At 49.9% G+C, this 15,034-nt stretch carries 12 protein-coding genes; 3 read left to right on the forward strand and 9 right to left on the reverse strand.

The window, feature by feature from the left end; all coding sequences use genetic code 11:
* Nucleotides 1–228: 228 nt before the first annotated feature.
* The gene (gene icd, locus KU854_RS06815; RefSeq protein ID WP_218357672.1) at nt 229–1,479 is read left to right on the forward strand and encodes an NADP-dependent isocitrate dehydrogenase; all 1,251 of its coding nucleotides are present in this window, start codon (nt 229–231) and stop codon (nt 1,477–1,479) included.
* 47 nt (nt 1,480–1,526) lie between these two features.
* Here the strand turns inward: icd and KU854_RS06820 are convergent, their stop codons facing one another.
* Together KU854_RS06820 and cspD are read right to left on the reverse strand one after the other, a co-directional pair.
* Nucleotides 1,527–3,020, reverse strand: a complete 1,494-nt coding sequence (locus KU854_RS06820) for a cytochrome-c peroxidase (RefSeq protein ID WP_218357673.1) — start codon at nt 3,018–3,020, stop codon at nt 1,527–1,529.
* A gap of 508 nt (nt 3,021–3,528) precedes the next feature.
* On the reverse strand, nt 3,529–3,750 hold the full coding sequence (cspD, locus tag KU854_RS06825) for a cold shock domain-containing protein CspD (protein WP_054779873.1): 222 nt from the start codon (nt 3,748–3,750) through the stop codon (nt 3,529–3,531).
* Nucleotides 3,751–4,551: 801 nt separating this feature from the next.
* Here cspD and clpS point away from each other — a divergent pair.
* Both clpS and clpA read left to right on the forward strand, forming a co-directional pair.
* Complete coding sequence (clpS, locus tag KU854_RS06830; RefSeq protein WP_054779856.1) at nt 4,552–4,872, forward strand: ATP-dependent Clp protease adapter ClpS; 321 nt, start codon at nt 4,552–4,554, stop codon at nt 4,870–4,872.
* A gap of 60 nt (nt 4,873–4,932) precedes the next feature.
* A complete protein-coding gene (gene clpA / locus KU854_RS06835; protein WP_218357674.1) occupies nt 4,933–7,194 on the forward strand; it encodes an ATP-dependent Clp protease ATP-binding subunit ClpA in 2,262 nt (753 codons plus the stop codon).
* A gap of 64 nt (nt 7,195–7,258) precedes the next feature.
* Here the strand turns inward: clpA and infA are convergent, their stop codons facing one another.
* From infA to ald, 7 genes are all read right to left on the reverse strand, one after another.
* The gene (gene infA / locus KU854_RS06840) at nt 7,259–7,477 is read right to left on the reverse strand and encodes a translation initiation factor IF-1 (protein ID WP_002539157.1); all 219 of its coding nucleotides are present in this window, start codon (nt 7,475–7,477) and stop codon (nt 7,259–7,261) included.
* Between the two features lie 224 nt (nt 7,478–7,701).
* On the reverse strand, nt 7,702–8,400 hold the full coding sequence (locus KU854_RS06845; RefSeq protein ID WP_218357675.1) for an arginyltransferase: 699 nt from the start codon (nt 8,398–8,400) through the stop codon (nt 7,702–7,704).
* Nucleotides 8,393–9,109, reverse strand: coding sequence for a leucyl/phenylalanyl-tRNA--protein transferase (gene aat / locus KU854_RS06850; protein ID WP_218357676.1), 717 nt, complete (start codon nt 9,107–9,109; stop codon nt 8,393–8,395). The genes KU854_RS06845 and aat overlap by 8 nt, the downstream gene beginning before the upstream one ends.
* Nucleotides 9,110–9,167: 58 nt before the next feature.
* Nucleotides 9,168–10,889 (reverse strand): heme ABC transporter ATP-binding protein/permease CydC, encoded by a 1,722-nt coding sequence (gene cydC / locus KU854_RS06855; RefSeq protein WP_218357677.1) that lies wholly within the window; start codon nt 10,887–10,889, stop codon nt 9,168–9,170.
* Nucleotides 10,882–12,651, reverse strand: a complete 1,770-nt coding sequence (cydD, locus tag KU854_RS06860; RefSeq protein WP_218357678.1) for a heme ABC transporter permease/ATP-binding protein CydD — start codon at nt 12,649–12,651, stop codon at nt 10,882–10,884. Before cydD ends, cydC begins: the two co-directional genes overlap by 8 nt.
* 135 nt (nt 12,652–12,786) lie before the next feature.
* On the reverse strand, nt 12,787–13,749 hold the full coding sequence (trxB, locus tag KU854_RS06865; protein WP_218357679.1) for a thioredoxin-disulfide reductase: 963 nt from the start codon (nt 13,747–13,749) through the stop codon (nt 12,787–12,789).
* Nucleotides 13,750–13,870: 121 nt separating this feature from the next.
* Complete coding sequence (ald, locus tag KU854_RS06870) at nt 13,871–14,986, reverse strand: alanine dehydrogenase (RefSeq protein ID WP_218357680.1); 1,116 nt, start codon at nt 14,984–14,986, stop codon at nt 13,871–13,873.
* Nucleotides 14,987–15,034: the final 48 nt, after the last annotated feature.

The following is a 15,034-nucleotide window of genomic DNA, read 5'->3' on the forward strand; positions in this document are numbered from 1 at the left end:
ATTATACATGGAATAATGTGATTGGCGTGTTGCGGGATTTACAGTATTCTTTTGCCCGCATGTAATACTAAAGCTATCTGAAATAAATCAAATTCAGACCGTTCAAGTATCTACCAAGCAGAACAATAATCTGACGTGCTACAAGGAGTTGTTAGACACGTCGTAGTGCGACAGCAAATTGTTCTGTTTGGTAAGCGCAAAATAACAAATGGACGCTAGGAGAATTAAATGGAAAGTAAAGTAGTCGTACCAGCTGGTGAGAAAATTGCAATTGACGAAAGCGGCAAGCTGGTCGTTCCTAACAACCCTGTGATCCCTTACATCGAAGGTGATGGCATTGGTGTTGACGTTAGTCCTGCAATGATCAAAGTCGTTGATGCGGCGGTAGCGAAAGCTTACGGCGGTGACCGTAAGATCTCCTGGATGGAAATCTACACCGGTGAGAAGTCAACCCAAGTCTATGGTGAAGACCAGTGGCTGCCGGCTGAAACACTGGATTTTATTCGTGAATACAAAGTTTCTATTAAAGGTCCTCTGACAACGCCTGTTGGCGGTGGTATCCGTTCTTTGAACGTAGCCCTGCGCCAGGAGCTGGATCTCTACATCTGTGCGCGCCCAGTACGTTATTTTGAAGGCGTACCAAGCCCACTGAAACAACCAGAATTGACTGACATGGTTATCTACCGTGAAAACTCGGAAGATATCTATGCGGGTGTTGAGTTCAAAGCTGGCACTGCTGAAGCAGACAAAGTGATTAAATTCCTGCGCGAAGAAATGGGTGCGACCAAAATCCGTTTCCCAGAGCAGTGTGGTATCGGTATCAAGCCTGTATCTGAAGAAGGCACCAAGCGCCTGGTTCGCGCCGCGATTCAGTACACCATCGACAACGACCGCGCGTCGATGACGCTGGTGCACAAAGGTAACATCATGAAGTTTACCGAAGGTGCATTCAAAGACTGGGGCTACGAAGTGGCCAAAGAGGAGTTTGGTGCTGAGCTTCTGGATGGCGGCCCATGGATGTCTCTGAAGAACCCTAATACGGGTAAAGAAATCATCATCAAAGACGTTATCGCAGATGCGTTCCTGCAACAAATCCTGCTGCGCCCTGCAGAGTACGATGTGATTGCAACCATGAACCTGAACGGTGACTACATCTCTGATGCACTGGCTGCACAGGTTGGTGGTATCGGTATTGCACCGGGTGCAAACATCGGTGATGGTGTTGCACTGTTCGAAGCGACCCACGGTACAGCGCCTAAGTATGCGGGTCAGGACAAGGTGAACCCTGGTTCTCTGATCCTGTCTGCTGAAATGATGCTGCGCCACATGGGTTGGACTGAAGCGGCTGATCTCATCATCAGCTCAATGGAAAAAGCGATCAGCAATAAGACTGTGACCTATGACTTTGAGCGTCTGATGGACGGTGCAACACTGCGTAAGTGTTCTGAGTTCGCGCAAGACATGATTGACCAAATGTAATTTGGTTCTGATGAAGAAAAACCCGGCTCTGGCCGGGTTTTTTGTTTCTACATAGGATTGAAATTTTCATCGACGGCATAGACGCGCAAGCCGTCAGGGTCTTGATCATCATCGACCAACCAAGGCGCCAGACACTCCCGGCTCTTCGTACAGGGGTCGGTCAGCGAACGCATAAAAGCGACCAAATCATTGATGTCAGTTTCAGTGTAGAAATAGGGCGATCTGAGTTTGCTTAACCCCATCGTTTGCTGCAAAAACATTGCCCAAAGTGCTTCTCGGGTATTGGAGTGCCAGTCTCCCATTTGGATGTTGGCTTGGGGACCATCATAGGAATAGAGTGCAACTGAATAGAATGGATCCATATGGTGACGAATGATTCCTTCTAGGGTGTTGAATGCACCGTCATGCCCATAGGGTGAGGTCATCTCTACATTGATGAGTGACGGTGTCCTGAATGCAAACGCATCACGATAGACAAACGTTTCTCGGTATCGGCCAAAATCATTGGTGCCTGAATCACCGTCCCCTTTGCCCCGACCAATTTGAGGTACCGCGATATTGTGGAACCCCTCGTCAGTCATCAAGTCACCCCGGTGGCAGGACTGGCAGTTGAATCCGCCATCTGGACGTTTGGAGAAAAACTTCAGCGCTCCTCTTTTCTCTGCAAGGCTGAGTGCTGATTTATCTCCTTTGATATAGTTGTACCAGCGGTTTTCGACAAAAGCCTGGGAGCGCATGTACTCACCCAAAACTTCCCGGATGGAGTGGTTGTTTATCACTTCATTCAGGGGAGCATTGGGTTTGTTATAGGCTTGACGGAAAAGGGTCGGCCAGTTGTTTATCTGAAGTGGCTCAAGTTCGCCCCGAAGTCTCGCTGCAATCAGATCCCTGATTTCCTGGTTCGACTTATTCTGAGCAAATGAAAAGCCGCGCATCTCTTCTTTCGGTGTGATCGGGAAGCCTGCCTGAGCATGGGAAAGGTTGGCTCCCGCAGAGGGGTCAGGCACACCAATTCCTGAATCAGGCGTGCTGATCGGGCCAACGGAGCCATTTTGGTAAGGAACTGGCAACATAGCCTCAATCCGACCGTCATGAAAAATATGGGTGTCCCAAAACCCCAGGTTGAAAGAGGTCGGCACATTTCTCGGCATTGTTGGGCCACCATCGTAATTCACTGCTGTTGGGCGATGTTCTCTTCCGGGGCCTAACATGTCAGGGTTGGTTGCATCGACGCCAATTGAGATTGACAGTGCGTCGGCCCCGCCGAGTGTTGGGTGATGGCAGCTCACGCAAGCGGTATCAAAGTTTCCGCTCTGGATTTTGCTGAAAAACAGCAACTTTCCAAGCTGGGCTTTCGGAGAGTGAATGGAAGGCAAAGTACGGTGTTTTGCTGGTTCACCGGTCAGGGAAAAATGTGAGATTTTTTTGGAGAGGTTGTCGTCGAGCCATTTTTCACTGCGATAGTCGATAGTACTGGCATAGGAAAAGGACGAAAAAAGTTGGGTAAGGATAATTCCTGATGCGTAAAGAGTTGTCTTCATTGTTCCTCCTACAATCATCGTCATACGTCTGCGTATGAGACGCCAAAGCGATGTAAATTCAATGTAGGCAGGCGAAACGGATTTTATGAGTTCCACTCTTGGGACTACTCCAAATCAAAGCGGGGACTGTACCCAAACGACTTGAAGATGCTCGCATTGATGTCCTCCGTTCGGGCGGGTTGACTGACGCCGTACTCGTTATTGTTCCTTTTTTTTTGGAGGTGACCACACCGACAAAGAAACGCCGCGATCACAACGCCAGTCGATCTCGCTGAATCCTGCATCTTCAGGTTGTTTGGGTGTAACTGTAAAGTGCCATGCTTGACTCATCAGCTATAAAGGAAGGACGTGAGGAGGCATTTTGTCGTCTTCTGGGATTATAGGAAGAAACGAATGTAAAGAAGGGTAGGGAGAATTTGTAGGAAAACAACAAACAAAAAGAGCGAACCTTAGTTCACTCTTTCTCAACTCGACCTTTCGGCAGCAAAAAATTTAATAGCAACGCTTTTTATTTAGGGGCTTCGTTTTCTACTGGAACAATTTGGCTGGCGTGGTAACCCTTTGGACCTTCCTGCACTTCGTAGTTCACGGTCTGGCCAGCTTTGAGCGTGCGATAACCGTCCATTTGAATTGTTGAATAATGCGCGAATATATCGCCTTCACCTTCGTCAGGGCAGATAAATCCGAACCCTTTAGCATTGTTAAACCATTTAACTGTACCAGTTGCCATGCGAAACATCCCTCTTGCATTCAAATTGCATAACTATGAGTAAAACCTACGAGCGCTATCTTCTTACTCAGTCGTAATTGAAGCTGTATGTTTTTACTACAATTCACACTCTAGTAGAAAGATTTAGACAGTCAAGCGTGCGAGGCTTCATATAACAACATTTTAATAAAAATAGCCAACGTTCTGGCAGAAGGATGATGTGGGTATCATTTTTGTTAATTAAGTTTCATAAATGAAACCTTTTTTCAGCCAATAAGATCTTGATAATGCTTACTAATTTATAACTGTATAAGTTGTCGACAATGCTGTTCCAAAGTAGAAGAGCATTCGGATTGTCGTTAATTGCATGAATTCAATACTGTGTTTAGAAAGTTTATCAATAGTGTGCTAACTCATTAATACGGCTTGAGTTAGATATTCCTCTCGCTGATGAATGGCGTTTATATATTTGTTGCGGGAAATAACTTTGCAGAATTCGAGACTGTTGTTTCATTTTTGAGTTGATGTAAATGCCTCTTTGCGTGTACAAAAATCACTACAATTTAAGATGAGGTGGATGGACGGAAGATGTCAGAAAAGCCTATTCAAAATTTTAGTGAATTGAATTTCTACTTTTGGTAGTACTTTATGAAAGTGGATGGCTACAAGATAGCATTGCAGCGGTTGCTGGAATACAATCTGTGCATTACGTTTTAAATAGAGGTAGACATTCTTGTGTTGGCAGTCTCAATCTGCAAATCTGACGCATAAATGTTTGTTTTGTAAAGAACAGATGAGCTACCTTAAAGATTGTAAGTAGTTATGAGTAAAATGTACGAGTGGATTGTTCCGGATTCTGACGTTAAAGAAGCGGAAGAGACAAAAGTAAAGCCGCCTTCCTTGTATAAAGTGGTGTTAAACAATGATGATTACACCCCAATGGAATTTGTGGTAGAGGTATTACAGCGGTTCTTTTCCATGGATTTGGAGCGGGCGACACAGCTGATGCTGACAGTGCATTATGAAGGACGAGCTATCTGTGGCGTATACACCGCGGAAGTAGCCGAAATGAAAGTTGCGCAGGTGATGACCTATGCGAAAGAACATCAACACCCTTTGTTGTGTACGATGGAAAAAGCTTAGGTAAGGAGAAACACCGTTTTCTCCGGCACACCGTAATGTGGTATTTGAGGGAGGTGCCTTATGCTAAATAAAGAACTTGAAGCTAGCCTCAACGGGGCTTTTGCGAGAGCACGTGAAAAACGTCATGAATTTATGACGGTCGAGCACCTGCTATTGGCGCTTCTGGAGAATGTGGCAGCCCGCGAAGCTTTGCTCGCCTGTCGCGCCGACCTTGATGCTCTTCGAAAAGAGCTAGAAGCATTTATTGAACAAACCACACCGCTCATCCCTGTCGATGACGACAACCGTGAAACACAACCTACACTGAGCTTCCAACGCGTACTTCAACGTGCTGTTTTCCATGTTCAGTCATCGGGTCGCAGTGAAGTGAGCGGGGCCAACGTACTGGTCGCTATTTTCAGCGAGCAGGAATCCCATGCAGCTTACCTGCTGAAGAAAAATGACATTAGCCGATTGGATGTTGTTAATTACATCTCACATGGCACCACCAAATCAGCTAGCAGTGATGAAGACCTGCCGGGGGCGGATTTGTCCTCTGATGAGGCAGCGGTTGAAGGCGGTGAAGAACGTCTTGAGAACTTCGCAACCAACCTGAACCAACTGGCGCGTGTTGGTGGTATTGACCCACTTATCGGCCGCGACAAAGAGCTAGAACGTACTATTCAGGTGCTATGTCGCCGCCGGAAAAACAACCCACTGCTGGTGGGTGAAGCTGGCGTCGGTAAAACGGCAATCGCAGAAGGTCTGGCTTGGTGCATTGAAGAAGGTCAGGTGCCGGATATCATCAAGGACTGCGTGATTTACTCGCTGGACATCGGTTCACTGCTGGCGGGCACTAAATATCGTGGTGATTTTGAAAAACGCTTCAAAACGATTCTTAAACAGCTCGAGAAAGAAGAGCACGCAGTGCTGTTTATTGATGAGATCCACACCATCATAGGCGCAGGTGCAGCGTCTGGTGGTCAAGTCGATGCGGCTAACCTGATTAAGCCACTGCTCTCAAGCGGTAAACTGCGTTGTATCGGTTCAACGACCTACCAGGAGTACAGCAGCATCTTTGAAAAAGAACGCGCGCTGGCACGTCGTTTCCAGAAAATCGATATCCTTGAGCCGTCGCTGGATGACACCACCAAGATCCTGATGGGGCTCAAACCTAAATACGAAGCACACCACGAGGTGCGTTACACCAATAAAGCCATCCGTGCAGCGGTGGAGTTGTCGGCGAAATACATCAATGAACGTCATCTGCCTGATAAGGCAATTGACGTGATTGACGAAGCGGGTGCGCGCTGTCGTCTTGCGCCAGCCAACAAACGTAAGAAAACTGTCGGAGTGCCAGACATTGAGGCAATGATTGCCAAAATGGCGCGTATTCCGGAAAAATCGGTCTCTTCCACTGATCGGGATATTCTCCAGTCACTTGAGCAGAAACTCAAAATGCTGGTATTCGGACAGGACGACGCCATCAGTGCACTGTGCGAAGCAATTAAGTTGAGCCGTGCAGGTCTTGGGGCGGAGAATAAACCAGTTGGTTCATTCCTGTTTGCAGGCCCAACTGGCGTAGGTAAAACCGAAGTGACGGTGCAATTGGCGCGTGCGATGGGTATCGAGCTTCAGCGCTTTGACATGTCTGAGTACATGGAGCGTCACACGGTGAGCCGTCTGATTGGTGCACCTCCGGGCTATGTGGGGTACGACCAAGGCGGACTGTTGACCGATGCGGTCATCAAACACCCGCACAGCGTTGTGTTGCTGGATGAAATTGAAAAGGCGCATCCGGATGTCTTTAACTTGCTGCTGCAGGTGATGGATAACGGTACCCTGACGGACAACAACGGCCGCAAAGCGGACTTCCGCAATGTGATTCTCGTGATGACAACCAACGCAGGTGTGACGGAAACGGTTCGCAAGTCGATTGGTCTGATCCAGCAGGATCACAGCCACGATGCGATGTCGGAAATCAAGAAGGTGTTCTCACCAGAGTTTCGCAACCGTCTCGACAACATCATTTGGTTCAACCATCTCGATAAGAGCATCATCCTACAGGTCGTGGACAAGTTTATTGTCGAACTGCAGGCACAGCTTGACGCTCGCGGTGTGTCACTCGAAGTTACAGACAAAGCAAAAGTCTGGCTGTCAGAGAAGGGCTACGACAAAGCAATGGGTGCCCGTCCGATGGCGCGTGTTATGCAGGAACACGTTAAAAAGAATCTGGCTAACGAACTGCTGTTTGGTTGTTTGGTGAATGGCGGTACGGTGAAAGTGGGCGTGAAAAACGACAACCTGACTTTCAGTTTCAGTGATGAAATGGAACCGGCATAAGCCTTTTATAGTACGACAAAACCCGGCATTAGCCGGGTTTTTTTGTGTTCGCGAGACGTGAGGATTAGCGCGCGCGGAAGATGATGCGACCTTTAGACAGGTCGTAAGGCGTCATCTCAACGGTAACTTTGTCACCGGTCAGGATACGGATGTAGTTTTTGCGCATCTTACCAGAGATGTGTGCAGTAACTACGTGGCCGTTCTCTAGTTCTACGCGGAACATAGTGTTTGGCAGGGTATCCAGAACGGTACCTTGCATTTCAATTACGTCTTCTTTTGCCATTTAATCCTCTTGGGCTACCGATCAGCCAATTTTTGACCGGCAGATAATGCCTTGATTGGTTGAGTCTGTAAAGTTTAGGGGCGGAATTTTACCGCTTTGCCTCCCTACTGACCAGCAAAAATCGGCTATTGGTTAAGCTTTACACTAAATTTCGCAACGAATGAATGCCGGAATCGGGAGCTCGCGCGTGTTGGGGTTCTTGAATTTGTGTAACAAGATACCGCTTAGTCTCCGTTACACCACTCACCGGCAACATACCTTTGATGGGGGTTAAACTTTCGTTTGTAGTTCATCGCGGAACACTCATCAATCTGGAAACCAAGATAGAGCCAGGGCAACTGGTAATCTTGTGCCAACCGGATTTGCGCCAGCACACATAATGACCCGAGAGACCAAGGGTGTTCTGGGTCGAAAAAGCTGTATATCGCGCTTAAACCATTGTCCAGTACATCCGTGACGGCGATGGCGATAAGTTGGCCATTTTCGTAGAGATGCAGATAGAGAGAGCGTTGCCAGCGGCTCTGTACAAAGCTCAGAAAGTCGTTTTTGTTGGCCGGGTACATAGAGCCATTACGGTGCCGGACAGAAATATAATGCTCATACAGGGCAAACCAGTTGTCATCCAATTGATCGCTGATGACAGTATGAAGGCGCTTGAGTTGGCTGATATGACGTTTCTGACTTTTAGAAGGCGCAAATTCGGCGACGTTGATCCTCAGGGACTGACAAGCAGTGCAGGCCAGGCAATGTGGACGGTAAATATTGTTGCCACTACGACGGAAGCCACTTTGTATCAGTAGGTTATATCCTTCCTCAGAGTGCATATCCGGTTCAAGCAATACAGCAACCGACTCTTGCTGGCCGGGTAGGTAACTGCAATTTGATGGCGCCATGATGCCAAATTTGATCGGACGGCTAGTCATGGTTGAGCTCAATCCACTGTGAACGGAACAAGGCTGGGCTGGTGACCTGTTGTTTAAGAGTCTGCAGCCTGGAAATAAAAGCGTCTCTGGCCAGTGGCCTGGCGCCCAGTGATGCGAGGTGCTCTGTCATCATCTGACAGTCGATAAGCTTTCCACCGTGGAGCGAGAAATGCTCGCAAAAATACCAAAGCGCGGTCTTGGAGGCATTGGTCTTCAGGGAGAACATGGATTCACCGCAAAACAGCGCGCCAACTCCCACCCCATATAGACCGCCAATCAAGGCATCACCCTGCCAGACTTCAATGCTGTGCGCAGACCCAAGCTTGTGGAGTCGGGTATACGCGGCGCGCATTTCCTCAGTAATCCAGACCTGATTTTCACCACGGATAAGCGCACAGTGTTCAATTACAGCTTCAAAAGCTTGGTTGATTGAGACACGGTAACCTTGCTTGCGGACAAATTTTTTCAGACTGCGGCTGGGGGTGAACTGGGTCGGATCAATCACTGCCCGCTCTGATGGCGACCACCATAGCAACGGCTCGTCAATGCCAAACCAGGGGAAAATGCCTTGTGAGTACGCAGCCTTTAGCCGCTCAGGGGAGAGATCACCACCAATAGCCAGTAGACCATCTGGGTCTGCCATTGCGGTGTAAACCGGGGGAAAAAACTCCGGCTTTGTTTCATCCAGGGGAGGAAGGTAAATCGTCATAGCGCCTTTTATTCATTTCAGTAAAAAGGGAGCAGATGCTCCCTTCAGTATAACGACCTTATTGTATTCGCTGTAGCAGTTGTGCGTAGCGACCACCGGCATTTTTCAGTGTGTTGTGCGTACCATGTTCAATGATGCGCCCTTCGTCCATCAGGCAGACTGAATCCATTTGAGCCAGTCCCACAAGGCGGTGAGTAATGAAAAGCACCGTTTTGTCTTTTGCGTGATCCAGCAAGAGCGTCAGGATTTGCTGTTCTGTCTGCACATCCAATCCTTCAGTTGGCTCATCCAGCAACAGGATTGGTGCGTCGCGCAGCAGGGCGCGTGCAATCCCCAGACGGCGGCGCTCGCCACCGGAAAGCTGTCGACCGCCGTCTCCCAGCCAAACATCCAACCCTGGGCCTTCCAGCAGTGCCTGCAGGCCAACTTGTTCCAGCGCAGTGGTCAGCTCTTCGTCACTGGCTCCGGCTTTTGCCATTGCCAGATTGTGGCGAAGCGAGCCGTTAAACACATCGACACGTTGGCTGACAACTGCAATTGAGCTGCGAAGTGCCGACTCACGCCATTGGTTCAACGGTGTGCTGTCAATGCTAACCGTACCCTGTGAAGGATCCCAGGAACGGGTCAGCAGTTGGAGCAGGGTAGACTTACCGCAACCGGTACGCCCGAGCAATGCCACCTTTTCACCGGCGTTAATGGTCAGTGAAACTGAATTAACCGCCGCTTTTTCTGCACCGGCATAAGTAAAGCTCACATTGTCGAACTGGATATTGCCTTTCGCAGTGTTGTTGTAGCCAGTCGGGTCGAAGGGTGTTTCTGGCTCCGCCTCAATGATTTCATTCAGGCGTTTGGCAGAGGTTACCGTTTGGCTCAGGTACTGGAATGCACCCGCGACAGGCATCATCAGCTCAAAGCTTGCCATCGTGGCAAACGCAACCATGGCAACATACGGGTTTGGTAATTCGCCACCAATACCATCTGCCGCCAGCCAAAGCATCAGCACCAACGTCAAACCGTTGGCAGCCAGTAACACACCATTGGCAAGGCCGGTGATCCCAGCCATCTGGCGTTGGGCGTTCAGCAGGCGTTTCTCTGCATGGACAGCATGTTGGCGGTAACGGTCTGCCGCACCAAAAATTTGCAGCTCTGCATGGCCTTGCAGCCAATCCAGCAGCGCGATACGTAGATCTGATTTTGCCTGAGTGATTTCTGCCCCGTGAGGTTTCCCCAAGTGATAGAACACAACCGGCAATACCAGCATCAATGACAGCAGGATAGCACCTAGGGTAATGCCAAGTGACGGTTCAAACCAATACAGGAATCCACTGATCCCAAGAATGCCCAATACGCCGACAATCAGCGGGCTGACAAGGCGCAGGTAAACGTGGTCCATGGCATCGACATCGGCAACCAGGCGGTTGAGGATGTCAGCGTCGCGTAAGTTAGCAGCTTTGCCCGGGATAAGCGGGGTCAGCTTGTCAAAAAAGAAAATACGCAAATCGGCCAGAAGCTTGAATGTCGCGTTGTGGCTGACGACGCGCTCACCCCAGCGACCGGCGGTGCGTGCAATAGAAAAACCGCGGACACCGGCTGCTGGCAGCATGTAGTTAAAGTTTGCTGTTGCCAGTAGGCCAGCTACCGCAGATGCGGCAATAAACCAACCAGACAGTGTCAGAAGGCCAATAGCGGAAGCGAGCGTGCCAAAGGACAACAGCATGCCCAGTGTCAGGCCGAACCAGTGCTTTTTGTATAGTTTGAGGAAGGGGATCAAATCACGCATCGAGATCGCTCCTGTCTACTGCTTGGATCATCTCTGCGAAGACCCCTTCTTGTTTCAGTGCTTCAAAGGTGCCCTGTTGCACCAGTTGACCTTTTTGCATCACCAGAATGTGGTCACAGCCACCAAGCTGGTCAATGCGGTGGCTGACGAGGAGGGTGGTCGTGTCACGGGTAGCATGGTCAAGGCTTTCCATCACCAAACGCTCGCTGGATGCATCCAGACTCGCTGTCGGCTCATCAAGTAGCCAGAAATGGCCGTTTTGCAACAGTGCCCGTGCGACAGCGATACGCTGTGCCTGACCGACAGAAAGGCCGGTTGCGCGGTCGCCAACAGGGTGATCCAATCCTTTTTCCAAGCGTCCGATAAACTCATCAGCATAAGCGGTTTGGATTGCAGACGTGACTTGCTGTTCGGTTGCCATTGGCGCAGCCAAGCAGATGTTTTCACGCAGGGTACCATGGAAGAGTTGCGGGTTTTGTCCAACCCAACTTACCTGCTTGCGCCAGCTGAACAGCTCAGCATCGCGCAGCTCAACACCATTGATTTTAAGGCTGCCACGGTAGGGCAGAAAACCGAGAATCGCGTTGATAAGGCTGGTTTTACCGGCACCACTTTGGCCAACAATGGCCACTTTTTGACCGGCTGAAATCGTAAAGCTCAATGGACCCGCTAGGACAGTGCCATCAGGGCTCAACACTTCCAGTTCGGATGCCTGGATATTGACGACATCAGAAGGAATAGTTGCTGAACCTGAGGTTTGGTGTTCTGGCTTGGCATCAAGGAAATTAACGATAGATTCCGCCGCACCGATTGCCTGTGCCTTGGCGTGGTAGAAGGTACCCAGATCGCGAAGTGGCTGGTAAAACTCCGGTGCCAGAACCAGAACGAAAATACCGATAAACAGGGTGATACTCAGGCCGTAATGACCGAAGTTCAGTTCACCGATGTAGCTGAAACCGAAATAGACGGCTGTGACGGCAATGGAGAGGGCGGTAAAAAATTCCAACACCGCGGACGAAAGAAAGGCAAGACGCAGCACTTCCATGGTGCGTTTGCGAAAATCATCAGACGCAACACGCAGGTACTGGCTCTCTGTTTCAGCCTGATCAAACAGACGGATGGTCGACAGACCGCGCAGGCGATCGTAGAAATGTCCAGAGAGGCGCTGTAACGCTTTAAAGTTGCGGCGGTTGGCATCTGCAGCTCCCATGCCTACCAAAGCCATAAAGAATGGCACCAGTGGCGCGGTCACGAGGAAAATCAGCCCAGCCGCCCAGTTCATTGGAAACACAGCAATCAGGATGATGAAAGGTATCAGCACGGCAATAGCCATCTGCGGCAGATAGCGGGCAAAGAAGTCCTGCATCTCTTCAACCTGTTCAAGCACCAGGCTCGCCCAAGTGCCGGCAGGCTTACCTTGAATGGTTGCAGGGCCAAGTAGTTCGAGTTTATCCAGAATCAGGTGTCGAATATGGCGGCGGACGGCTTCCCCGGCGCGGTAACCGGCTTGCTCTTTGCCCCAGCTGCAGGCAGCGCGGACGCAGACGACAATGGCAAGCGCGACAAAAGAGAGCCAAAGTTCGGATTTATCCGCTTTTTCGATAATCAGTGCGTGGAGAATGTGGGCCAATAGAGCGGCCTGGGCGATAAGAAATAATCCGGAGACAAAAGCCAGACCAATGGCGGCCATGAGCCATGATTTACCGAGCTTACTTTGTCCCTTGAGCCATTGGGCAAGCGAGCGCTGTTTCTTTTTGTCCATAATACTTCGTTGGTCTTTTTTATTACCCGTTGCGACAGGGAGACGGTGTGCGTCTTTCTTATGTAAATTCGCGAGGGTTGGAAGGCTGAAATGGCAAAATCATAGGCCCGCGAAAAGCGGGCCTGATAGCTTGGATTAGTCGTTTTTAACCAACGCATCCAGATAGCGCTCTGCGTCAAGCGCTGCCATACAGCCAGTGCCTGCAGAAGTAATCGCCTGACGGTAGATGTGATCCATAACGTCGCCAGCAGCAAATACACCTTCAACGCTGGTTTGGGTAGCATTGCCTTCAAGGCCAGATTGCACCTTGATGTAACCGTTGTGCATTTCAAGCTGGCCTTCAAAGATGCTGGTGTTCGGCTTGTGGCCGATTGCCACGAACAGACCCATGACTTCCAGTTCTTCAGTTGCATCAGACTGGGTGTCTTTGATGCGGACACCGGTAACGCCCATGTCATCGCCCAGCACTTCGTCCAGTACACGGTCAGTGTGAAGCACGATGTTACCGTTTTCGACTTTATCCATCAGGCGGTTAACCAGGATTTTCTCCGCACGGAAGCTGTCGCGACGGTGGATCAGGTGAACTTCAGACGCAATGTTTGACAGGTACAGCGCTTCCTCAACAGCCGTGTTACCACCGCCAATAACGGCAACTTTCTGGTTGCGGTAGAAGAAGCCGTCACAGGTTGCACACGCTGATACGCCGCGGCCTTTGAAGTTTTCTTCTGATTCCATACCCAGGTATTGGGCAGATGCGCCGGTAGCAATAATCAGTGCGTCACAGGTGTATTCTGCGTTGTCACCTTTCAGGCGGAATGGACGCTGAGTCAGATCAGTTTCATTGATGTGATCGAAAATGATTTCGGTGTCAAACTTCTCCGCATGCTCTTTCATGCGTTCCATCAGCGCAGGCCCTGTCAGACCTTCTGCATCGCCCGGCCAGTTTTCAACTTCAGTCGTGGTCGTTAGCTGACCGCCCTGTTGCAGGCCTGTCACCATTACAGGCTTCAGGTTAGCGCGCGCTGCATATACCGCAGCAGTGTAGCCCGCAGGGCCAGAACCCAGAATAAGAAGGCTTGAATGCTTTACGTTGCTCATTATATCTCCGGACGGATTTTGTGTTATGCAATGAGTCAGATTGTAGGGAAAACGGGAAGCTAAAGAAAGGGCACCGAGCGGTGCCCTCTGACGATTAGTGTAATTAGCTATTACAAAGTACTTAAGCCAGAAGTGCTTTCGGATCTACGTACTCCAGATTAAAGGCTTCTGCGACTTCTTTGATGGTCACTTTACCATCCATCACATTCAGGCCGTTGAGCAGGTTTTTATCCTGCAGAAGCGCTTCTCGATAACCAAGGTTTGCCAGCTTCACAATGTAAGGCAAAGTGGCGTTGTTCAGCGCAAATGTCGAAGTGCGCGCGACTGCGCCTGGCATGTTGGCAACACAGTAGTGAACCACGTCATCAACGATATAGGTTGGATCAGCGTGGGTCGTCGCTTTGGACGTTTCAAAACAGCCCCCCTGATCAATCGCCACATCTACGACGGCCGAACCTGGCTTCATGCGCTTAATGTGATCTGCGGTCACCAATTTCGGTGCTGCAGCGCCTGGGATAAGCACAGCTCCGATGACCAAATCTGCGGCGAGTACGTGTTTTTCGAGAATTTCTTCCGTCGAATAGAGCACTTTTGCACGCCCCTGGAATTCTTCGTCCAAGGCGCGCAGAGTATCGATGTTGCGGTCAAGTACAGTCACGTCTGCACGCATGCCAACTGCCATTCGCGCGGCATTGGAACCGACGACACCACCACCGAGCACCACAATTTTGGCTGGCTCGACACCGGGTACACCTCCCAACAGCATTCCTGCGCCGCCGCGGGATTTTTCAAGCGCCTGGGCGCCGGCCTGGATCGACATACGGCCAGCTACTTCTGACATAGGTGCCAATAGTGGCAATCTACCCCTAGAATCTGTTACGGTTTCATAGGCTATACAGATAGCTTTGCTCTTGATAAGGTCTTGTGTCTGTGGAAAATCTGGTGCAAGGTGCAAATAGGTAAACAAAATTTGCCCTTCGCGAAGCATGGCTCGTTCAACGGCCTGAGGCTCTTTAACTTTGACAATCATTTCAGCAGTCGCGAAGACCTCTTCTGCTGTTGAAAGAATGGAAGCACCCGCGTTGATGTAATCATCATCGCTAAAGCCAATCCCCGCGCCTGCCTGCGACTGGACGTAGACAGAGTGGCCGTGTGAGATTAGCTCGCGGACGCTGGCAGGAACCATACCAACCCGATATTCGTGGTTCTTGATTTCTTTAGGTACACCAATGATCATCCTGATTCCTCGCTTATTTGTAGAGTTATTGGCTGTTGTTCTGTTGTA

The organism is Enterovibrio paralichthyis (genome assembly GCF_019209835.1).
In the GTDB taxonomy this organism is placed as follows: domain Bacteria; phylum Pseudomonadota; class Gammaproteobacteria; order Enterobacterales; family Vibrionaceae; genus Enterovibrio; species Enterovibrio paralichthyis.

Coding starts and splice junctions, on each gene's coding strand:
- cydD (WP_218357678.1), bottom strand. CDS start 12,651: ATGGACAAAAAGAAACAGCGCTCGCTTGCCCAATGGCTCAAGGGACAA.
- clpA (WP_218357674.1), top strand. CDS start 4,933: ATGCTAAATAAAGAACTTGAAGCTAGCCTCAACGGGGCTTTTGCGAGA.
- aat (WP_218357676.1), bottom strand. CDS start 9,109: ATGACGATTTACCTTCCTCCCCTGGATGAAACAAAGCCGGAGTTTTTT.
- cspD (WP_054779873.1), bottom strand. CDS start 3,750: ATGGCAACTGGTACAGTTAAATGGTTTAACAATGCTAAAGGGTTCGGA.
- icd (WP_218357672.1), top strand. CDS start 229: ATGGAAAGTAAAGTAGTCGTACCAGCTGGTGAGAAAATTGCAATTGAC.
- KU854_RS06820 (WP_218357673.1), bottom strand. CDS start 3,020: ATGAAGACAACTCTTTACGCATCAGGAATTATCCTTACCCAACTTTTT.
- KU854_RS06845 (WP_218357675.1), bottom strand. CDS start 8,400: ATGACTAGCCGTCCGATCAAATTTGGCATCATGGCGCCATCAAATTGC.
- infA (WP_002539157.1), bottom strand. CDS start 7,477: ATGGCAAAAGAAGACGTAATTGAAATGCAAGGTACCGTTCTGGATACC.
- ald (WP_218357680.1), bottom strand. CDS start 14,986: ATGATCATTGGTGTACCTAAAGAAATCAAGAACCACGAATATCGGGTT.
- clpS (WP_054779856.1), top strand. CDS start 4,552: ATGAGTAAAATGTACGAGTGGATTGTTCCGGATTCTGACGTTAAAGAA.
- trxB (WP_218357679.1), bottom strand. CDS start 13,749: ATGAGCAACGTAAAGCATTCAAGCCTTCTTATTCTGGGTTCTGGCCCT.
- cydC (WP_218357677.1), bottom strand. CDS start 10,889: ATGCGTGATTTGATCCCCTTCCTCAAACTATACAAAAAGCACTGGTTC.